Origin of the sequence: Nonomuraea sp. NPDC052634 (genome assembly GCF_040678535.1) — a bacterium.
Classification (GTDB): domain Bacteria; phylum Actinomycetota; class Actinomycetes; order Streptosporangiales; family Streptosporangiaceae; genus Nonomuraea; species Nonomuraea fastidiosa.
In genome coordinates, this window is record NZ_JBFATY010000001.1 from 2,096,006 (window position 1) to 2,115,937 (window position 19,932).

The following is a 19,932-nucleotide window of genomic DNA, read 5'->3' on the forward strand; positions in this document are numbered from 1 at the left end:
GCGCCGAACGGGCCCAGCCGAGCTGCGCCGGATGCGCGGCGTGGAGATGGAGGCGAGAACGGTCGTGGCCGGGCGTGCTCACCCGGCCACGACATCAGGCGACGGCGGCGGTCACAGGCCCGCGCAGGCGAGCGCGCGCCGGTAGGCGTCGACCGCGCGGTCGGTATCGCCGAGCTGCTCCATGGTCTCGGCGGTGGCGTACCAGTGGGAGGCCGAACGGCGGGAGTCGGGCAGCGGCTGCAGCCACCGCTCGACGGCGGCGGCGTGCTCGCGGCCCTCGTCGACCCGGCCGGCGGCGCCGTAGATGCGGCCGAGCAGCAGGTTGGCCTCGGCGCCCAGCACATTGCCGTACTGCGGCAGCAGCTCGCGGCACTTGACGGCGTGCTGAGCGGCCTCGTCGAGATCGTTGTTCATGTATTCGGCGCAGGCCAGCTCGAGGTACAGGGTGGCCTGGTCGATGGTGCTCGTGGAGGTCTGCTCGAACTCCTTGATCGCCGCGCGCAGCACGTCGCGAGCGCTCGCCGGGTCCTGCGCGCCGGTCCTGAGCTTGGTACGCGCGGCCTGCAGCCGCATCCTCGCGGTGTTGCGCGGCTGCCCGTGCTCGAGCTGCACGGCCAGGGCCCGCTCGATGAACGTCACCGCCTCGTCGTAGTGACCGGTGGCGCGGGCGATGAAGGAGGCGTTCCAGTTGGCCGCCGCGATCGAGCGCGGGGTGCCGAGCGCGTCAGCGGCGTTGAGCAGCTCGGCCGCGAACTGCCGGGCGCGCAGCATGTCGCCACGCTCGTAGTAGGCGGACAGGAGGGTCGCGCCCAGCTCGACCCGCAGGTCGGTCCAGGGTTCGCGGTTGTTGCCGATGAGCAGCTGCTCGCCGACCTCGACCGCCTCGTGCAGCCGCTCGCTCTCGCGGTACGCCCGGCACAGCGCGATGGCCACTTCGAGAGCGCGCTCCTGAGGCAGTTCTTCCTCGCGCAGCCGCAGCATGATGGAGATCGCCTCGCCGAGATCGCCGGCCGCCTCTGTGGCGAGTGCCAGGCCGAACTCCGCTTCTTGACGAAGCGATGTCAAGCCTGACAAGTTACTGTTCTCCAGGAGTTCCGCGAAACGCGTGCGGGCCTCGGCGACCTCACCGTTTTCGAGTGCCAGCCGCGCATAGCCCAGGGCGAGCTCGATGTCCTCCATCTGCTCGGCGGTGACACCGTTGATCAGGTAGGACAGCGAGCAGTCCAGCTTCGCGGCCAGCAACTCCAATACCGCAGGAGTGGGAGTACGCTTACCGCTTTCGATCAGCGAAACGTAACTGTCCGACAACTCGGGGTGTGCCAACTGAGCCTGCGAAAGACCGCGCTGCCGGCGAACCGTCTTGATGCGGAGTCCGACGAGATCCGATGTGGTCACAACCGCCACTCCCTGAGAAGATGAAGTCCGAGCAACCCACCTAGGCGAGGGAGAACCCCCATGCGCAAGCGCATTGCCCTGTCAGTCCTGGCCGTCGCGATCGGCACCGCGGTAGCCCTTGCGGGTAATGGTACGGCCGCGAATGCCTCAGCGTCTCCCCTCTCGAGCGCACTCTCCGAGTCCTCTTGCTGCTGAGCGACGACCACCGTCCTGGTCGCCGTCCACGAGATGATCGAGGACGTCGTCCGGAATGAACGCCCAGGCGGCACACCGCTCAGGGAAGGCGCCGCACTCGCCTCGCCCGCCGCGGTGCGCGCACGCTCGTCCGCGCCGGTGGGGGGCCTTCGGGTCCCGGCACCTGCTGGTCGCGCGTCGTTCGCCTGAGTCGCTGATCAAGGGCCCACGTGACCCACTACACATCAGACACGGCCGGTTGACAAGCTACCGACCGCATCTACATTCCAGCTACACGCTCGCGTGGGCCCTCCCCTCTCCAGGGATCGCGATTAAGCTCCCTACGTGCATCCCGCCGATCCCCGACCTCCTTCAACGTCCGGCCTGGTCATCGGCCTCCTGGGCCCGGTGGTGGGAACGCGCGACGGCAAAGCGTTCGATCTCGGCCCGCCACTCCAACAGGCCGTCGCCGCGATGCTGGCGACGTGGCCGGGCAGGGTGGTGACCCTACCTCAGCTCATCGCCGGTCTTTGGGGTGAGACCGCTCCTAACAGCTCCCAGCAGAGCGTCTACACCTACATCGCCGGGCTGCGCCGCGCCTTCGAGCCCGGACGCGGCAGGCGGCAACCGCCCCGTACGGTGACCAAGGCCCCCGGCGGCTACCTCTTACGGCTCGACCCGCTCGCGATCGACGCGCACCTCTTCTCCGCCCGGCTGGAGTCGGCGTCGAAGGCACGTACGGCCGGCGACCTCTCCGCCGCGTTGCGCGCCCTCGACGAGGCGCTCGCCTTGTGGCGTGGCCCGGCGCTCAGCGGTGTCCCCGGGCCGTTCGCGGAGGGTGAGCGGGCCCGGCTCGACGAGCTCCACCTGACCGCCGTCGAGGCCAGGGCCGAGGTGCTGACCTTGCTCGGCCGCCCCGAGGACGCCCTCGCCCCGCTGCGCGAGCTGGCCCGCCGCCATCCGCTGCGCGAACGCCCCCACGAGCTGCTCATGCTCGCCCTGCACGCGTGCGGGCGGCAGGCCGAAGCGCTGCGGGCCTTCGAGAAGGCACGGCGCGTGCTGGCCGAGGAGCTGGGCGCCGACCCCGGCGACGGCCTGCGCCACGCCCACCGGCTCGTCCTGTCCGCCTCAGGCGACGACCCGCCCGCCGCCCCTGCCCGGCGCGAACCCGCTTCCGTCCGTTCCCGGGGCGAAGGCGGGCGATCGCCCTCCCACCGCGCCCCGGGCGAGGACGACGTGCAGCCGCCCTCCGGCCGCGCGGACCGTGCGGGCGGCGGGGTGGAGCCCGCCGGAAGGCACGTGCCGCGGCAGCTTCCCCGGGACCCGGCGGCGTTCGTCGGGCGGGCGCGGGAGATCGTCCGGCTGAAGTCCCTGCTCGACCCGTGGGGCGGGGAGCCGCCGCACCCGTTCGTGGTCATCTGCGGCCCGCCGGGCGTCGGCAAGTCCACTCTGGCCGTACACGTCGCCCACGCCGTGCGCGACCGGTTCCCCGACGGCCGGCTGTACGTCAATCTGCGCGGCGGCACGCCGAACGTGCCCAGACCGTCCGCGTACGAGGTGCTCTGCCGGCTGCTGCGCGGCCTCGGCACGCCCGGCGCGGCCATTCCGGCCGACGAGGACGAGGCCGCCGCCCTGCTGCGGAGCACGCTCCACGGCCGGCGGCTGCTCGTGCTCCTCGACGACGCCGCGGATCACGCGCAGGTGAGGCCGTTCGCCGCGCTGCCGCCCGGCACGGCGGTGCTGGTCACGAGCAGGGAGTCGCTGGCGGCAGGCGACGGCTGCGCTCAGGTGCGCCTGGGGCCGATGTCCGACGCCGAGGCCACCGCCATGCTGGCCAAGTACGCGGGCGCCGACCGGGTGTCCGCCGACCTGAAGCAGACCGGGCGGCTGGTCCGCCTGTGCGACGGGTTCCCGCTCGCGCTGCGCATCGCGGGGGCACGGCTGGCCGACCGCCCCGACTGGAGCGTTGCGGCGCTGACGGAGCGGCTCAGCGACGAGCGGCGGCGGCTGCGCGAACTGGAGGCGGGTGACCTGGCCGTACGGTCGAGCCTGGCGGCGAGCTGGAGCGCGCTCAGCGGCAGCACCCGCGAGACCGATGCGGCGGCGGCACGGCTGCTGGCCCTGCTCGGCCTGCTGCACGTGCCCGACGTCACGGTGGAGGCGGCCGCGGCGCTGTCCGGCGATCCGGAGCCCGAAGTGGAGCGGGCGCTGGAGCGTCTGTGCGACGCCCACCTCCTGGAGGCCGGGGAGCCCGGCCGCTACCACCCGCACGACCTGGTCCGGCTGTTCGCCGCCGAGCTGCCGCCCCCGGGCGGGCGGACCGCGCCGCTGCTGCGGGTGCTCGGTTTCTACGCCGAGTCGGCCAGGGCAGCCGCGCGCACCAGCGACCCGCACCGGGTCCACTGCCTGTATCCGCCGATCGACGCGACGGGCCGCACGTTCTGCGACGCGGCGGAGGCGGACGACTGGCTCGGCAGAGAGGAGGCGACGCTGCTGGCCGCCGCGTACCAGGCCATGGCGGACCCCGACGACGGCGTGGCGCGGGCGGGGGCGGCGATCGGCCTGGCCCTGTGGTGGTACCAGCAGAAGAACTACCGCGTGACCGACCTGGTGGCGACGGGCGAGCGGCTGGTCGCGACCGGCGAGCGCCTGCGTGACGAGGTCATCGAGATGCATGGGTACGCGCACATGGCGACCGGGCGCTACTTCCTGAACGATATCGCCTGCTTGGCGCACAACGAGCGGCACCTCGCGCTCGCCAGGCGGCTCGGCGACCGCTTCGAGGAGCAGCGGGCGCACGGCAACCTGGCCGCCACGCTGCTGCGCTGGGAGCGCTTCGAGGAGTCGCTGGACCATGCGCTAGGGCAGCGCGCGATCGCCCGCGAGATCGGCTCGGACGTCGGCGAGCGCTACGCGCTGCTGGCGGCGGCACGGGCGTACGTGGAGCTCGGCCGCGTCGAGGAGGCCGTGGGCGTGCTGGACGAGGGCGCGGCGATGGCCGAGCGGGCGGGCGACGTGCACAGCGCCACGGAGTTCGCGGTGTGGCGCGGCCGGGTCATGATCGCACTGGGCCGGTGCGAGGCGGCTCTCGGCCTGCTCACCGGGGTACTGGAGCGGGGCCGGATCCTGTCCAGGACGACCGAGATGGGCTGCCTGGTGTATCTGGCGCGGGCCCACCGCATGCTGGGGCAGATCGACGAGGCCGTGCGGCGCGGCGTCGAGGCGGTCGCGATGGCCGAGCGGGCCGGGAGCACGTACTGGCTCGAAGAGGCGAAGGCCGAGCGGGCGCTTGCCATCGCGGCGCGCGCGGCCATGACGACCCGATGAGCGGCCATGGCGAGCCGATGAACGGCGAGGCGGCGCGTCACGGCGGTGGGGCGGTGTCCCTCAGGGCGAGGAAGAAGTCGACGCGGTCGGCCATCGTGGACAGGTCGCGGCCGGTCAGCTCCTCGATCCTGCGCACGCGGTAGCGCACGGTGTTGACGTGCACGTGGAGCTGCTCGGCGCAGGAGTGCCAGGAGCCGGCCCGGTCGAGGAAGACGCCGAGCGTGCGCACCAGGTCGGACTGGTGCCTGCGGTCGTAGTCGAGCAGCGGCGACAGCAGCCGCCGGGAGAACGAGCGGCGCACGTCGGATGGCACGGTGGCGAGCAGCAGCGCGTGGGTGTAGATCTCGTCGCTGGTGACGACGCCGCCGTCGCGGTCCTCGGCCAGGCGGCGGGCGTGCCCGGCCTCCTCGACGCCGCCCTTGACGGCGGCGGCTCCGGTGAGCGCGCCGCTGAGCCCGACGCACAGGCGGGTGTCGGGCAGCGCGGCCAGCACCTCGGCGCCCGCGCGCAGCCGGGCGGCCAGCTCGCCGGCGCCGCCGTCGCGCAGCGGCACGACGGCCACCGCGCCGTCGGCGCCCGCGGCGGCCACGACCTCGCGGCCGAGCAGGTTCTCCACGATCCGGCCTCCGAGGGTGGCGGGGTCGGGGCCGCGGGTGGCGCCGGGCCTGACGGCGACGGCGTTGACCACCGCGTACGGCTCGTCCGCGCCGATCCCGCAGGTGCGCAGCCTGGCGTTGAGCTCGGCGGGGTCGGCCCCGGCCAGCGCGGCGACGATGAGCTGCTCGGCGAGGCGGCGTTCGACGCGGCGGCCCTCCTCGACGCGGCCGCGTTCGAGTCCCACGCAGGCGGCCAGCTCGTAGCCGACGTCGGCCCGGTCGAGCAGGTCTCCGTCGCAGGCCAGCGCCCAGCCGGCGGCCCGGTGCCCGCGCCCGACGGCGAAGATCGTGTGGCCTCCGGCGACCACGGGCAGGCTGGGCGCGGTCAGGTACGCCTTGGCCAGCCCCACCGGGTCGTCGGCCGCGCCCACCAGGATCTCGCCCGACGGCGTCAGGACGGCGCCGGTGACGCCCAGCTCGGCGGCGGTCAGCTCGAACAGCTCGGCCAGCCCGGCGCCCTCGGCGAGCGCCGCGACGAGCCTGCGGTGGCGGCCGAGCGCGTCGCGCGCGTCGCCGGCCAGCCGCGAGGCGACCAGCTCGGCGAGCGTGCGGAAGGAGACTTCGGTCGGCACCTCGACGAGCGGCAGCCCGGCCCGCTCGCAGGCGGAGACCAGGTCGCCGGGCACGCGGCCGAGCAGCGCCTGACCGGCGCCGAGCGCGGCGACGCCCGACTCGGCCAGCGCCGCCACGAACCTGTCGGAGTCGCCGGGCGCGTGCCACCACGTCAGCCCGGTCAGCACCAGCTCGCCTCCGGCCAGGTAGCGGCCGGGCTCGGGCAGGTCGGTGATGTGCACGCCGGCGAACTCGCGGGCGGGGTCGCCGGTGAGCAGGGTCAGGCGCAGGTCCTCGATGGCCAGCAGGTCGGAGAGGCGCACCTGTAGGAATGTACAAGGCGGGCAGGACAACCGCTGACCGACATTTCACGTCAGGCGCATAGGACGGACCGGGCGGCCGGTGCTCTACTCGGAAGATGACGCGAACGGCTGACGAGACGGCTGCCGCGATCCTGCACGGGATCGGCGAGAGCGCGCGGCGGCCCGACGCCACGCTGAAGGTGACCGGCGAGTTCGCCTACGCCTCCGACCTGTGGCTGGAGGGCATGGTGTGGGGCGCGACGCTGCGCAGCCCGCACCCGTCGGCGTGGATCCGCTCCATCGACGTGGGCCCGGCGCTGCGGATCCCCGGCGTACGTGCGGTGCTGACGCACGAGGACGTGCCCGGCGAGAAGTACTTCGGCCTTGAGCACAAGGACCAGCCGGTGCTGGCCATCGACGAGGTGCGCTACCAGGGCGAGCCGGTGGCGCTGGTGGCGGCCGACCATCCGGAGACGGCGCGCAGGGCCGCGGCGGCGATCGAGGTCGTCTACGAGCCCCGCCCCGCGGTGACCGATCCGCGTGAGTCGCAGCGGTTCGTCCGCTACCAGCCGGTACGCCGCGGCGACACCTTCGAGGCGGAGGTCGTGGTCCGCGGCGAGTACGAGGTCGGCATGCAGGACCAGGCGTTCCTGGGCCCGGAGGCGGGTCTCGCGGTGCCGGCCGAGGACGGCGGCGTCGACCTCTACATCGCCACCCAGTGGCTGCACGTGGACCGCGACCAGCTCGCGCCCTGCCTGGGCCTGCCGCCGGAGAAGGTGCGGCTGACGCTGGCGGGCGTCGGCGGCGCGTTCGGTGCGCGCGAGGACCTGTCGATGCAGATCCACGCGTGCCTGCTGGCCTTGCGGCTGAACCGCCCGGTCAAGATCTCCTACGGCCGCGAGGAGTCGTTCTTCGGTCACGTGCACCGCCATCCGGCACGGATGCGCTACGAGCACGGCGCCACCCGCGACGGCCGCCTCGTCTACGTCAAGGCGGACATCCTGCTGGACGGCGGGGCGTACTGCTCCTCGTCGCGGGCGGTGGTGGGCAACGCGGCGTCGCTGGGCGTGGGGCCGTACGAGGTGCCGAACGTGCACATCGACGCCACCGGCGTCTACACCAACAACCCGCCGTGCGGCGCGATGCGCGGGTTCGGGGCGGTGCAGGCGTGCTACGCCTACGAGTCGCAGATGGACCGGCTGGCGGAGGCGTGCGGGCTGTCGCCGGTCGAGATCCGGGTGCGCAACGCGGTCTCGCAGGGCTCGCGGCTGGCGACCGGGCAGGTGATCGACTCGCCGGCGCCGCTCGCCGACATGCTGAAGCGGCTGGCGTCGATGCCGCTGCCGCCCGAGCGTACGGACACCGATCTGCGCTCGCTGCCCGGCGGCGTCTCGCAGACCACGCACGGCGAGTCCGTGCGGCGCGGCGTCGGCTACGGCGTCGGCATCAAGAACATCTGCTTTTCTGAGGGCTTCGACGACTACTCGACCGCGCGGGTGCGGGCCGAGCTGGTCGGCGGGGAGCCGCACGTCACCGTGCACACGGCGGCGGCCGAGGTGGGTCAGGGCCTGGTGACCGTGCAGGCGCAGATCGCGCGGACCGAGCTCGGCATCCCGAACGTCACCGTGGCCACGGCCGACACCTCGGTCGGGTCGGCGGGCTCGTCGTCGGCGTCGCGGCAGTCGTACGTGACGGGCGGCGCGGTCAGGGCCGCCTGCCAGGCGGTGCGCGAGCGGTTCAAGGGGCTGCCCGCCAAGGAGGCGCTCGAACGGTTCGGCCCGATCGAGGAGACGCGCGAGTACCGGCACCGGCCGACGTACCCGATGGACCCGGTGACCGGGCAGGGCGACTCGCACACGCAGCTCGCGCTGTGCGTGCACCGCGCGGTCGTGGACGTGGACGTCGAGCTGGGCCTGGTCAAGGTGGTCGAGCTGGCGGCGGTGCAGGACGTCGGGCGGATACTGAACCCGCAGGCGCTTGAGGGCCAGATCCACGGCGGCTCGGCGCAGGGCCTCGGGCTGGCGCTGATGGAGGAGATCCAGGTGCGCGACGGGCGGGTGCTGAACCCGTCGTTCACCGACTATCTCATCCCCACCATCCTCGACATGCCGCCCATGAAGCTGGAGATCCTGGAATATCCGGACCCGGCGGCCCCCTATGGCCTGCGCGGCGCCGGCGAGCCGCCCACGCTCTCTTCAACGCCCGCCATCGCCGCCGCGGTCAGAGCGGCCACGGGACGTCGGTTGACTCGCGTTCCCGTCAGGCCGGAGGATATCGCCTTGTCCGAATGACGGCTCGACAAGGGGGCATCTCATGGCAAGCGCGCGCGAGGCGGCCGAGGCCGAGTTCCGGCGCTTCGACACCGACGGCGACGGCCTGCTGACCGCCGACGAGATCAGGAAGGCCAACGAGGCGCTGGGCGGGCAGGGGGTCACCGAGAGCGAGATCGAGGCGTTCATCGCCTCCGCCGACACCGACGGCGACGGCTCCATCAAGCTGGAGGAGTTCGTGGCGCTGGTCGGCCACGGCCGCCACGAGAAGGCGTGATCTCCCCCGCCGCTGGGTAGGCAACCGGGCACTCCCCCGTGATCGCGAGGGGACACGAGGGGAGTCGTGCCGGTGCTCGACAGGTTCTTCGAGCTGACCGGGCGGGGGAGCACCGTCGGCCGCGAGGTGCGTGGTGGGCTCACCACGTTCATGGCGATGGCCTACATCATCCTGCTCAACCCGATCATCCTGGCCGGCGCGACGGACGTCACCGGCGCCCGGCTGTCCATCGCGCAGCTCACCACCGCCACCGCCCTGGCCGCCGCGATCTCCACGCTGCTCATGGCGTTCGTCGGCAACGCGCCGTTCGGCCTGGCGGCCGGGCTCGGCCTGAACGCCGTGGTCGCCTATCAGGCCGCGCCGCGCATGACCTGGCCCGAGGCCATGGGCCTGGTGGTGCTCGAAGGCGTCGTCATCATCGTGCTGGCCGTCACCGGGCTGCGCACACTGATCATGAACGCGATCCCGCTGGCGCTCAAGCACGCGATCAGCGTGGGGATCGGGTTGTTCATCGCGCTCATCGGGCTCGTGGACGCGGGCTTCGTCGCGCGCGGCTCGGGCACGCCGGTGCAGCTCGGCGCGACGGGCCACCTCACCGGCTGGCCGGTCGCGGTCTTCAGCTTCGGCCTGCTGCTGATGATCCTGCTGTACGTCCGCAGGGTCCCTGCCGCCATCCTCATCAGCATCGCCATCACCGCGCTGCTCGCCATCGTCGTCAACGAGACGGCCACGGTCGAGGAGGGCACGTGGGGCGTGGTCACCCCGCGCCTGCCCGAGTCGCTGGTCGCCGCGCCGGACTTCGGGCTGGTCGGGCAGTTCGACCTGTTCGGCGGGTTCGCCAGGGCGGGGGCGCTGACGGCCACGGTCGTGCTGTTCACGCTGGTGCTGTCGGGGTTCTTCGACGCGATGGGCACGATCATCGGCGTCAGCGACGAGGCCGGCATGGTGGACGACAAGGGCCGGGTGCCCAGGCTGGGCCGCATCCTCACCGTGGACGGCGTGGCCGGCGTGGTGGGCGGCGCGGTCAGCTCCTCGGCCAACACCGTCTTCGTGGAGTCGGCGGCCGGTGTCGGCGAGGGGGCGCGTACCGGTCTGGCCAGCGTGGTGACGGGCGCGCTGATGGCGCTGACGCTGCTGTTCACGCCGCTCGCCGGGGTGGTGCCCGCCGCCGCGGCGGCGCCCGCGCTGGTGCTGGTGGGCGCGCTGATGATGACGCAGAGCAGGAACGTGCCCTGGGACGATCTCGACGTGGCCGTGCCGGCGTTCCTCACCATCGCGCTGATGCCGTTCACGTACTCGATCACCAACGGCGTGGGCGCCGGGGTGATCGTCTACACGCTGATCAAGGCGGTCAAGGGCCGGTTCTCGGAGATCCCGGTGCTGCTGTGGATCGTCTCGCTGGTGTTCTTCGCCTACTTCGCCATCGAAGGGCTGCAGGAGCTGTTCGCCTAGCGGATGTCGGCGCTGTTGCAGGCCACGCCGTTGTTGTCGACGTCGTCGTACCAGGCGTACTCCTCGTGGCGGCCCCTGTGGTACGGGCCGTAGCCAGCCGCCACGGCCTCCTTGCAGCTCGCGAAGCGCTTGTCGGGGACGCGGCCGCCGACGCCCGTCTGCGTGCCCGTCGTGCCCGTCTGCTGGGCGCCTGGCTGGGTCTGGCCCACGCCCGGCTGCGTCTGCCCCACGCCCGGCTGCGTCTGCCCCGTCTGACCTGTTTGGCCCGTTTGGCCCGTGCCGGGGGGCGACTGCACGGCCCCCGGCTGGGTCTGGCCGGGGGACGGCTGCCCGGTGGGGGTGCCGCCCTGCGCGTCGCCCAGCATGCGCGCCGCCAGCGCCTCGGCGTCCTCCTTGGTGAAGCCGGCGATGCTGACGCTGTCGCCCTCCATGGGCTGGGTGACGATGGGCGCGGCCAGCACGATCTTGGGCTGGTCGGCCTGCTCGGGCGCCAGCACGATCGCCACCTGCCGCTGGTCGAGCGCCATCTCGTCGATCAGATCCGTCAGCCGCTCCTTGTACGCCGGGGCGACCGCGATGCGGACCGAGTAGGAGCCGTCACGCTCGCGCAGCGGCTCGATGCGCTGCACCGACGGCACGGTGACCCCGTCTTCGAGCAGATAGCAGGTGCTCTGCTGCTCGTCGAGCACGGCCGGGTCGCCGGGGCAGGGCGCCTGCTTGGTCTCCGTGACCGGCGCGAAGTGGATCGGCACCGCGAGGTGGCGCGGCGGCGTGCCCCCTAACAGGGGCGTGTCAGGATTGCGGGTCATCAGGACGGCGACCGTGCCCAGCACGCCCGCGATGATCACGACGAGGACCAGCGAGACGATCAGCACGATGGTGGTGAATCTGCTGGCCTTAGGCTCCCCCGGATCCGCGATCTGCGGCTCTTCCGGCTTGTCCATCGATGACGTTCCCATCCTGACGGCCCATGTCGACGGTCGGGCTGCCGGTGAGCCTATCGAGATGAGGCCGCAGCGAGGTAATCAAGCGGAAGTTCCATGCTTGACCCGGAAATGGGAAGAAGAGTAGGGGCAGGATCGCACATTTCGGCGAAAGAGTTACGCCATGAAGGTCGCAGTGCCGCGAGAGGTCAAGAACAGCGAATACCGAGTGGCGCTGACCCCGGCGGGGGTGCACGAGCTCGTCCGCCATGGGCACCAGGTACTGGTGGAGCGCTACGCGGGGGTCGGATCGGCCATCCCCGACGAGCAGTACGCCGCGGCGGGCGCCGTCCTGGTGCCCGAGCCCGACGAGCTGTGGGGCGAGGCCGACCTGGTGATGAAGGTCAAGGAGCCGGAGCCTGAGGAGTACCACCGGCTGCGCAAGGGCCAGGTGCTCTTCACGTACCTGCATCTGGCCGCATCGCGCGGCTGCACGAAGGCCCTGCTGGAGTCGGGCTGCACGGCGATCGCGTACGAGACCGTGCAGACGCCCGACGGCGCGCTGCCGCTGCTCGCGCCCATGTCCGAGGTGGCGGGACGGCTGGCCGCGCAGGTCGGCGCCTACCACCTGATGCGCTCGGCGGGCGGCAGGGGCGTGCTGATGGGCGGCGTGCCCGGCGTGCACGCGGCGAACGTCGTGGTCATCGGCGCCGGGGTGTCCGGCATGAACGCCGCCGCCGTCGCCCTCGGCATGCAGGCCGAGGTGCTGCTGCTCGACAAGAACATCGACAAGCTGCGCCAGGCCGACCTCATCTACCAGGGCCACTGCCAGACCGTGGCGTCCAACACGCTGGAGATCGAGCGTGCCGTGCTGGAGGCGGATCTCGTCATCGGCGCGGTGCTCGTGCCCGGCGCGAAGGCGCCGAAGCTGGTGAGCAACGACCTGGTCTCCCGGATGAAGCCCGGCTCCGTGCTGGTGGACGTCTCGATCGACCAGGGCGGCTGCTTCGAGGACTCCCGGCCGACCACGCACGAGGAGCCCGTCTACCGGGTGCACGACTCGATCTTCTACTGCGTGGCCAACATGCCGGGGGCCGTGCCGCACACCTCGACGTTCGCGCTGACGAACGTCACGCTCCCGTACGCGCTGGCCATCGCCGACCTGGGCTGGCAGCAGGCCCTGCGCGCGGACCCCGCGCTCGCGCTCGGCCTGAACACGCACGAGGGCCGCCTCACCAGCGAACCGGTCGCGCAGGCGCACGGGCTGGAGTGGACGGCCCTCGAGGAAGTGCTCGGCTGAACCCTGTGCCGGTGCCGGCCTACTGCTTCGACTCGCTCGGCGACGGCTGCAGGTTCTCCATCGGCGCCTGCTGATCGCCGGTGGGCTCGGGCGGCAGCGGAGCCTGGTCGGCGGTCGTGGTGATCGCGTCGGGTCCGCCGCAGGTCGCGCCCGGCTCAGGCGTGTCGGGGCCGTTCTGGTAGCGCTTGATGAACGCCCCCAGCTTCGGGTCCTCCGGATCGGTCAGCTTGAGCTGGTGCCCCCACGAGGACACCACGATCGGCGAGGGCAGACCCGGGTACGGGCTCATCAGCAGGTAGTCCTGCTGGCCCACCGAGGTCGCCGCCTCCCTGAGCTTCTCGACCTTGTCCTTCGGCAGCTCCGGCTGGTAGGTGATCCAGACCGCGCCGTGCTCGAGCGAGTGGACCGCGTGCTCGTTGTGGATCGGCTTGTCGTAGATGTCACACTGCTGCCAGTAGTTGTTGTGCTCGCCGCCCATCGGCGGCGTCTCCTTGTAGTCGACCGCCGTCCACACGTGCTGGCCCGCGTCGTACTTGGTGCTGACCACGGCGTCGAGTGAGGTCTCCTGCGCCCGCTTGACGAGGTAGAAGCCGACCACGCCGACGAGCACCACGATGATGAGCCCGCCAGTGCCCCACATGAGGAGCGCCGCGCGACGCTCCTTGCGCCGCTGCTCGGCCCGCATCTTCTGCAGATGCTCGCGCCGCGCCTGCGCCTTCTCCTTCGTCATCGTTCCTCCATCGGCGTACCAACCTCGGGTCACCCTATGCCCTCCGGGCGTATGTGGAGAATAAGACCTGCATAAGCATGCGATCACGGCTTCGCACCGGGGTGGGTACGCTGGACGGGCCATGGAAAAGCCCGTGAGGAAACCGTTCCTGATCATCTGCGGCGTGCTGGTGCTCGCCGCGGCCGCGTTCCTGCTGTTCGGCCGTGCCGGCACCCCGGGCGACACCTCGCCCGAGGCCGGGTTCGCCCGTGACATGGCCGCGCATCACGCGCAGGCCGTCGACATGGCGTTCACGATCAGGGACAAGGGCCCCGCCAAAGAGATCTCCAGTCTGGCCTTCGACATCATCAACACCCAGGCCAACCAGCGGGGCATGTTCCTCGGCTGGCTGCAGCAGTGGGGGCTGAGCCAGGCCACCGACCAGCGGCCCATGGCCTGGATGAGCGGCCACGGCCACAGCGCCGCCTCTCCCGGCGTCCAGGGCCAGATGCCCGGCATGGCCACGCCGGAGGAGCTGACCAAGCTCAAGCAGGCAGAGGGGCGCGACGCCGAGGTGCTGTTCCTGCAGCTCATGATCCGCCACCACGAGGGCGGCGTGCAGATGGCCGAGGGGCTGCGGCAGCTGTCCACGCGCACCGAGGTCGTCGGCATGGCCCAGAAGATCATCGACGGGCAGTCCGCGGAGATCAAGCTGATGACCGATCTGCTCGCCAAGCGGGGCGCCGAGCCCCTCCCGTCGATACTCAAGCCCGAATAGGCCGCTGAGCCGATGAGCGCCGACGCGGTCGTCGTGGGATCGGGGCCCAACGGGCTGGTGGCCGCCGTCCTGCTGGCCCGCGCCGGGCTGCGGGTGACGCTGCTGGAGGCCGCCGACCGGTTCGGCGGCGGGCTGGGCTCGGCCGAGCTGACGCTGCCGGGGCGCGTCCACGACGTGGGGGCGACCGTGATGGCGATGGCGCTGGCCTCGCCGGCGTTCCGCGCGCTGGGGCTCAAAGGGGTCGAGTTCGCGCATCCCCCGGTGCCCGCCGCCCATCCCCTCGACGACCGGCCCGCCGTGCTGGTGCATCGCGACGTGCGGCGTACGGCGCGGGGGCTCGGGCGTGACGGTCCTGCCTGGCTGGCGAGCGCGGGCATGGTGGCGCGCGGCGGGCTTCCGCTGGCCGAGCTGCTGCTGAAGCCTCTGGGGCCGTGGCGGATCGCCCCGCCGCTGGGGCGCGGCTCGGGACGGGCGGCACCGGCCGATGAGGCCGCATCCGGGGCGGCGCCGATCGACGAGGCCGCATTCGGGGCCGCGCCGATCGACGGGGCCGCATTCGGAGCGGGAGCGCCATCCGGGGACGCCTTGGCGGTGGGGGCGTTGCCGGTGTCGGCGTTCGTGCGGGCGGCCGCGTTCGGGGCGATGGCGGCGCTGCCGGCGACGACGTTCGCGCGTACGGCGTTCCGCACGGTGGAGGCGCGCGCGCTGCTGGCGGGGATGGCCGCGCACTCGCTGCTCGACCTGCGCTCCCCGCTCACGGCCGGCTACGGGCTCATGCTGGCGTCGCTGGCCCATTCGGTGGGCTGGCCGCTGGTGCGCGGCGGCTCGCAGGTGCTGGCCGACGCCCTGGTGTCCGAGCTGCGCGCGCTCGGCGGCGAGGCGGTGACCGGCCACCGCGTACGCCGGCTGGCCGAGCTGCGCGCGCCCGTCGTCGTGCTCGACGTGACGCCCCGGCAGTTCCTCGCCATGGCCGGCGACCTCCTGCCCGCTCGCTACCGGCGGCGGCTCGCCCGCTACCGGCACGGGCCCGGCGTGTTCAAGATGGACTGGGCGCTCGACGAGCCGGTGCCGTGGCGCGATCCCGCCGTCGCGGGCGCGGGCACGGTGCACCTCGGCGGCACGCTGGAGGAGATCGCGCTGAGCGAGGCCGAGACGGCCGCCGGGCGGCACTCGCCCCGCCCGTACGTGCTGCTCGTCCAGCCGTACGCGGCCGACCCGGCGCGCGGCGGCCACACGCTGTGGGCCTACTGCCACGTTCCCAACGGCTCCGCGATGGACATGAGCGACGCCATCGAGACGCAGATCGAGCGTTACGCGCCGGGCTTTCGCGACCGGGTGCTGGCCCGCCACGCGATGGGCCCGGCCGAACTGGAGGCGGCCGACGCCAATCTGGTGGGCGGCGACATCGCGGGCGGGCTGGCGAGCCTCGGGCAGTTCGTACGGCGGCCGGTCTGGTCGCCCGCGCCGTGGCGGACGCCGCTGCCCGGGGTGTTCCTCTGCTCGTCGGCGACGCCGCCCGGGCCCGGGGTGCACGGGATGGGCGGCTGGCAGGCCGCCCGCCTCGCCCTGCGCCGCCGCTGACCGGCACGGGCCGGCGGCGGCACGGACCGCACGCCGAGGCGGCGGCACCAGCGGTCACGCCGAGGCGGCGGCCTCTTCGGCGAGGGCGGCGGCGAAGGCGTCCACGTCCTCCTCCGTGGTGTCGAACGCGCACATCCAGCGCACCTCGCCGGTGGACTCGTTCCAGGTGTAGAAGCGGAAGCGCTTGCGCAGCCGGTCGGCGACGTCGGCGGGCAGCACCGCGAAGACCGCGTTGGCCTCGACGGGCCTGCTCAGCCGCACGCCCGGGATGCCCTCGACGGCCGCGGCCAGCCGCCGCGCCATGGCGTTGGCGTGGCGGGCGTTGCGCAGCCACAGGTCGCCGGAGAGCAGCGCCTCGAACTGCACCGACACGAACCGCATCTTCGACGACAGCTGCATGTACGTCTTGCGCAGGTAGTCGACGCCGCGGGCCGCGTCGGGGTTGAGCACGACGACCGCCTCACCGTACAGCAGGCCGATCTTCGTGCCGCCGAAGGAGAGCACGTCCACGCCGACGTCGGTGGTCAGCGCCCGCAGCGGCACGTCGAGCGCGGCGGCGGCGTTGGCCAGGCGCGAGCCGTCGAGGTGGACGGTCAGGCCGAGGCCGTGGGCGTGGGCGCAGATCTCGGCGAGCTCGCCGGGCGTGTAGACGGTGCCGAGCTCGGTGACGTTGGAGACGGAGACCACCTTCGGCTGGGCGCGGTGCACGTCGCCGAAGCCCCACGCCTGCCGGTCGATCAGCTCGGGGGTGAGCTTGCCGTCGGGTGTGGGCACGGTCAGCAGTTTGATGCCCGCCGCCACCTCGGGCGCGCCGCCCTCGTCGGTGTTGATGTGGGCGGTCTCGGGGCAGATGACCGCCTCCCAGGGGGCGGTCATGGCGCGCAGGGAGACGACGTTGGCCGCGGTGCCGTTGAACACCGGCCATGCCTGCGCCGTCTCGCCGAAGTGCTGGCGGAAGACCTCCCGCGTCGCCTCGGTGTAGACATCGTCGCCATAGGCGACCTGGTGGCCGCCGTTGGCGGTGGCGATGGCCTGGAGGATCTCGGGGTGCACCCCTGCGTAGTTGTCGCTGCCGAACGCCTTCAGCAGGGGGTCGTGCCGGGGATTCAAGAGGTGAGGTCCAATCGCGTGCCGTTGATCTCTTCGGCCGGGCGGTCGTAGAGGCCGCCGATGGCCGCTGCCAGGTCGTCGACGTCGGTGAACCCCGCGAACTTCGCCTCCGGCTTGGCCGCCCTCATGGCGTCGTTGACCAGCGCCTTGACCACCAGGATGACGGCCGCGCCGCCGGTTCCCCTGAGCGCGTCGGCGAGGGAGAGCGTCCACGCCTCCGCCGCCGCCTTGGCGGCCGCGTACGCGGCGCCGCCCGCGGTGGGCGCCTGCGCGGCCTGGGCCGAGACGATCACGAACCGGCCGTTGTCGCTGCGCCGCAGCAGCGGCTCGAACGCCAGCGACACGTGCTGGAGCGTGCGGATGATGCGGTCGTGCAGGAAGTCCCAGTCGTCGAGGTTCGTCTCCGCGAACGAGGGCGCGCCGCGCCAGCCGCCCACCAGGTGGACGACGCCGTCGACGCGGCCGTGCTCGCGCTCGACGCGGGCGGCCAGCTCGTGCACGGCGGCGCGGTCGAGCAGGTCGGTGTCCTTCCTGCCGACCTCGATGACGGTGTGCCCGCCCTTACGGAAATATGCCGACACCGCCGCGCCGGTGGGGCCTCCTGCCCCGGTCACCACGATGATCATGCGCGGAGTCCCTTTGTCGATTCGACCACGTCCGCCAGCTTACGGCGCAGCGCCTCGTAGAACATGCTGAGGGGGAACTCGTCGGGCAGCACCGCGTCCACCTTGGCCTTCTGCTCCTCGGGCAGCGCCTCGACACCCTTGGCCCACACGGACGCGGGGTGCGGCGGCACGTACGCGCTGACCAGCTCGTACGCCGCCAGCCAGTGCGCCAGCTTGGACCGGTCGATGCTGTCGCGGTAGAGCTTCTCCACCTCGCCGCGCAGGTCGGCGACGCCGATCGCGACCCGTTCCCAGTCGATCGAGAGCCGGTTGTCGGTCCAGCGCACGATGTCGTTGCGGTGCAGGTAGGCGAAGAGCAGCTGACCGCCGAGCCCGTCGTAGTTGCGCACCCGCTCCCCCGTGATCGGGAAGCGGAACAGCCGGTCGAACAGGATCGCGATCTGGACGTAGCGGGCGTGCGGCACCCCGCGCTCCTCCAGCCTGACCGCCTCGCCGAACGCGGTGAGGTCGCAGCGCAGCTCCTCCAGCGAGTACAGCCAGTACGGCATCCGCTGCTTGATCATGAACGGGTCGAACGGCAGGTCGCCGTGGCTGTGGGTGCGGTCGTGGACGAGGTCCCACAGCACGTACGTGTCCTGGGCGAGCCGCTGCGAGGCGAGCAGCCGCTCGGCGTCCGGCGGCAGGTCCAGCCGCAGCGTCTCGGCGGCGGCCCCGGCGACCCTGCGGAACCTCGCGGCCTCGCGGTCGGCGAAGATGCCGCCCCAGGTGAAGCGGGCCGGGGTGGTGCGCACGGCGACCGTCTCGGGGAACAGCACGGCCGAGTGGGTGTCGTAGCCGGAGGTGAAGTCCTCGAACGCGATCGGCACGAACATCGGGTTGTCGTAGCCGCCCGCCTCCAGCTCGGCCAGCCAGCCGGGCCAGATCGTGCGGACCCAGACGGCCTCCAGGTTCCTGTTGGGGTTGCCGTTCTGGGTGTACATGGGGAAGACCACGACGTGCTCCAGCCCGTCCTCGCGCTGGGTGTCGGGGTGGAACAGGTCGAGCGAGTCGAGAAAGTCGGGCACGCCGAGCCCCTGGGCGGCCCACTTGCCCAGGTCCGCCCGGACGGCCTCCAGGTAGGCGGCGTCGTGCGGGAAGTGCGGGGCGATCTCGGCCACCCGTTCCGCGATCGTCGCGACCAGCTCGGCGGCGCGCTCCTTGTGCTCGTCCGGCACCGAGCCGTCCTTGACCTGCAGCGGGCGCAGCTCCTCCACGGCCTCCTTCAGGCGGGCGAAGCGGGCGGCCTTGATCTCATCGCGCGGCGCCCGGTCCGTCTCGTCGTCGGGTACGCGGGCGGTCCAGGTGATCACGTTGCCCCAGAGCCTGCGGTGGTCGTGGTCCTCGATCGAGTCGTCGCCGAACAGGTCGGAGTCGGCGAACACCACCACCCGGCCCTTGCCGTGCCGCAGCGCGACGGCCAGCGGGGCGTTCGCCGGCGCCGCCGCGGCCGAGGTGCGGAACAGGACCTCGGCGCCCTCGCCCGCGGCCAGCACGCCCGAGCGGTAGAAGCAGGCCGTACGCACGCCGGCCAGCAGCCCGGACTCCGTGGAGCGTTCCCCCAGCACCCAGGTGGCCACTCCGCGGTAGGAGTGGCCGGGGTCGCGCACGGTGGTGTGCTCGACGCGGACGCCGAAGCGGGCCAGCAGGTCGGCGAGGTTGTTGCCGTACTTGTCCTGCTCCTCCTCGGCCAGCACCACCAGGCCGCCGCCGTCGCGTACGTAGGACTCGATCGCGTCCAGCTCGGCCGGGGTGAAGACGGGGCTGCCCTGTCCGGTCGTGCGCTCCCAGCGCGCGTCCGAGGGGTGGGCGATGACCAGGACGTCCTGGGCTGCGAGCGTCTCCGCGTCGAGCGGGCCGCCCGTGTGAGCGTCGACCGTGTGCCCCAGGTGCCGCAGCAGCCCGGCCGCGCGGGCGTAGCTGGTGTCGTCGGGGTGGGCCGGGTTGACGGTCTCGGCCAGCTCGCGGCGGATGGTCCACGACTCGCTGTGCGCCTCGTCGAACAGCACCCGAGGGAACGATCGCATGAAATTTCTCCTGTTTCTACCGCCTTATGCCGGAAAATATACACACCCTTCCTGCATGCCCCGCCAATCCCTCCCGAATACCGAGACAGTCTTGGGGCCGGCTCGAGGCGCCGGCACCACGCGGGACCGGTGCCCGGGCCAGGCGCCGCCGCGCCAGTCGGCACCTGGCCCGGACGCGACAGCGAGCGAGGCGACACCCGACCCGGACGCTACGCCGAGCGAGGCGACACCCGACCCGGGTGCGAAGGCGCGCGAGGCGACACCCGGCCCGGACGCTACGCCGAGCGAGGCGGCACCCGCCCCGGGTGCGACGGCGCGCGGAAACCCCGCCCGGCGCTTGGCGCCGCGGCACGCCCACGGGTGATGGCTCAGGAGCGCGCGACGGCCGCCTCAGTGTGCAGCGGCATCGGCATGGCGAGCGGTGCGTTGCGCACCTG

The 19,932-nt window shown here is 72.6% G+C and carries 14 protein-coding genes; 7 read left to right on the forward strand and 7 right to left on the reverse strand.

Annotation, left to right across the window (positions count from 1 at the left end; translation table 11 throughout):
• Nucleotides 1-111: 111 nt before the first annotated feature.
• Nucleotides 112-1,404, reverse strand: a complete 1,293-nt coding sequence (locus AB0K67_RS09460; protein ID WP_364055538.1) for a helix-turn-helix transcriptional regulator — start codon at nucleotides 1,402-1,404, stop codon at nucleotides 112-114.
• 510 nt (nucleotides 1,405-1,914) lie between these two features.
• Between AB0K67_RS09460 and AB0K67_RS09465 the strand changes: the two genes are divergently transcribed.
• Nucleotides 1,915-4,896: a BTAD domain-containing putative transcriptional regulator gene (locus AB0K67_RS09465; protein WP_364055541.1), complete on the forward strand. Its 2,982-nt coding sequence runs from the start codon at nucleotides 1,915-1,917 to the stop codon at nucleotides 4,894-4,896.
• Between the two features lie 37 nt (nucleotides 4,897-4,933).
• On the opposite strand, the gene AB0K67_RS09470 is transcribed toward AB0K67_RS09465, so the two are convergent.
• A complete protein-coding gene (locus AB0K67_RS09470) occupies nucleotides 4,934-6,427 on the reverse strand; it encodes a helix-turn-helix domain-containing protein (RefSeq protein ID WP_364055544.1) in 1,494 nt (497 codons plus the stop codon).
• 95 nt (nucleotides 6,428-6,522) lie between these two features.
• On the opposite strand from AB0K67_RS09470, the gene AB0K67_RS09475 reads away from it, so the two are divergent.
• The 3 genes from AB0K67_RS09475 to AB0K67_RS09485 all read left to right on the forward strand — a co-directional run bounded on the left by AB0K67_RS09475 (nucleotide 6,523) and on the right by AB0K67_RS09485 (nucleotide 10,405).
• Nucleotides 6,523-8,697: a molybdopterin cofactor-binding domain-containing protein gene (locus tag AB0K67_RS09475; RefSeq protein ID WP_364055547.1), complete on the forward strand. Its 2,175-nt coding sequence runs from the start codon at nucleotides 6,523-6,525 to the stop codon at nucleotides 8,695-8,697.
• Between the two features lie 22 nt (nucleotides 8,698-8,719).
• Nucleotides 8,720-8,953: an EF-hand domain-containing protein gene (locus tag AB0K67_RS09480; RefSeq protein WP_364055550.1), complete on the forward strand. Its 234-nt coding sequence runs from the start codon at nucleotides 8,720-8,722 to the stop codon at nucleotides 8,951-8,953.
• A gap of 72 nt (nucleotides 8,954-9,025) precedes the next feature.
• On the forward strand, nucleotides 9,026-10,405 hold the full coding sequence (locus AB0K67_RS09485; RefSeq protein WP_364055553.1) for an NCS2 family permease: 1,380 nt from the start codon (nucleotides 9,026-9,028) through the stop codon (nucleotides 10,403-10,405).
• Here AB0K67_RS09485 and AB0K67_RS09490 read toward each other — a convergent pair.
• On the reverse strand, nucleotides 10,402-11,349 hold the full coding sequence (locus tag AB0K67_RS09490; protein WP_364055556.1) for an excalibur calcium-binding domain-containing protein: 948 nt from the start codon (nucleotides 11,347-11,349) through the stop codon (nucleotides 10,402-10,404). The genes AB0K67_RS09485 and AB0K67_RS09490 overlap by 4 nt on opposite strands.
• A 163-nt stretch (nucleotides 11,350-11,512) precedes the next feature.
• On the opposite strand from AB0K67_RS09490, the gene ald reads away from it, so the two are divergent.
• Nucleotides 11,513-12,628 (forward strand): alanine dehydrogenase, encoded by a 1,116-nt coding sequence (ald, locus tag AB0K67_RS09495; protein WP_364055559.1) that lies wholly within the window; start codon nucleotides 11,513-11,515, stop codon nucleotides 12,626-12,628.
• A 19-nt stretch (nucleotides 12,629-12,647) separates the two neighbouring features.
• Here ald and AB0K67_RS09500 read toward each other — a convergent pair whose 3' ends face one another.
• The gene (locus AB0K67_RS09500) at nucleotides 12,648-13,358 is read right to left on the reverse strand and encodes a DUF3105 domain-containing protein (RefSeq protein WP_364055562.1); all 711 of its coding nucleotides are present in this window, start codon (nucleotides 13,356-13,358) and stop codon (nucleotides 12,648-12,650) included.
• A 133-nt stretch (nucleotides 13,359-13,491) separates the two neighbouring features.
• Between AB0K67_RS09500 and AB0K67_RS09505 the strand changes: the two genes are divergently transcribed.
• Together AB0K67_RS09505 and AB0K67_RS09510 are read left to right on the forward strand one after the other, a co-directional pair.
• The gene (locus tag AB0K67_RS09505) at nucleotides 13,492-14,115 is read left to right on the forward strand and encodes a DUF305 domain-containing protein (RefSeq protein ID WP_364055565.1); all 624 of its coding nucleotides are present in this window, start codon (nucleotides 13,492-13,494) and stop codon (nucleotides 14,113-14,115) included.
• 12 nt (nucleotides 14,116-14,127) lie between these two features.
• Entirely contained in the window at nucleotides 14,128-15,696 is a 1,569-nt protein-coding gene (locus AB0K67_RS09510; protein ID WP_364055568.1) for an NAD(P)/FAD-dependent oxidoreductase, read from the forward strand.
• A 54-nt stretch (nucleotides 15,697-15,750) separates the two neighbouring features.
• Here AB0K67_RS09510 and AB0K67_RS09515 read toward each other — a convergent pair whose 3' ends face one another.
• From AB0K67_RS09515 to AB0K67_RS09525, 3 genes are read right to left on the reverse strand one after another with little or no spacing between them, the layout of a single operon-like run.
• The gene (locus tag AB0K67_RS09515; RefSeq protein WP_364055571.1) at nucleotides 15,751-16,806 is read right to left on the reverse strand and encodes a low specificity L-threonine aldolase; all 1,056 of its coding nucleotides are present in this window, start codon (nucleotides 16,804-16,806) and stop codon (nucleotides 15,751-15,753) included.
• The gene (locus AB0K67_RS09520; RefSeq protein WP_364055574.1) at nucleotides 16,803-17,432 is read right to left on the reverse strand and encodes an SDR family NAD(P)-dependent oxidoreductase; all 630 of its coding nucleotides are present in this window, start codon (nucleotides 17,430-17,432) and stop codon (nucleotides 16,803-16,805) included. The genes AB0K67_RS09515 and AB0K67_RS09520 overlap by 4 nt, the downstream gene beginning before the upstream one ends.
• The gene (locus tag AB0K67_RS09525; RefSeq protein ID WP_364055577.1) at nucleotides 17,429-19,495 is read right to left on the reverse strand and encodes a DUF6421 family protein; all 2,067 of its coding nucleotides are present in this window, start codon (nucleotides 19,493-19,495) and stop codon (nucleotides 17,429-17,431) included. Before AB0K67_RS09525 ends, AB0K67_RS09520 begins: the two co-directional genes overlap by 4 nt.
• Nucleotides 19,496-19,932: the final 437 nt, after the last annotated feature.

Coding starts and splice junctions, on each gene's coding strand:
- AB0K67_RS09475 (WP_364055547.1), top strand. CDS start 6,523: ATGACGCGAACGGCTGACGAGACGGCTGCCGCGATCCTGCACGGGATC.
- AB0K67_RS09480 (WP_364055550.1), top strand. CDS start 8,720: ATGGCAAGCGCGCGCGAGGCGGCCGAGGCCGAGTTCCGGCGCTTCGAC.
- AB0K67_RS09490 (WP_364055556.1), bottom strand. CDS start 11,349: ATGGACAAGCCGGAAGAGCCGCAGATCGCGGATCCGGGGGAGCCTAAG.
- ald (WP_364055559.1), top strand. CDS start 11,513: ATGAAGGTCGCAGTGCCGCGAGAGGTCAAGAACAGCGAATACCGAGTG.
- AB0K67_RS09500 (WP_364055562.1), bottom strand. CDS start 13,358: ATGACGAAGGAGAAGGCGCAGGCGCGGCGCGAGCATCTGCAGAAGATG.
- AB0K67_RS09510 (WP_364055568.1), top strand. CDS start 14,128: ATGAGCGCCGACGCGGTCGTCGTGGGATCGGGGCCCAACGGGCTGGTG.
- AB0K67_RS09520 (WP_364055574.1), bottom strand. CDS start 17,432: ATGATCATCGTGGTGACCGGGGCAGGAGGCCCCACCGGCGCGGCGGTG.
- AB0K67_RS09525 (WP_364055577.1), bottom strand. CDS start 19,495: ATGCGATCGTTCCCTCGGGTGCTGTTCGACGAGGCGCACAGCGAGTCG.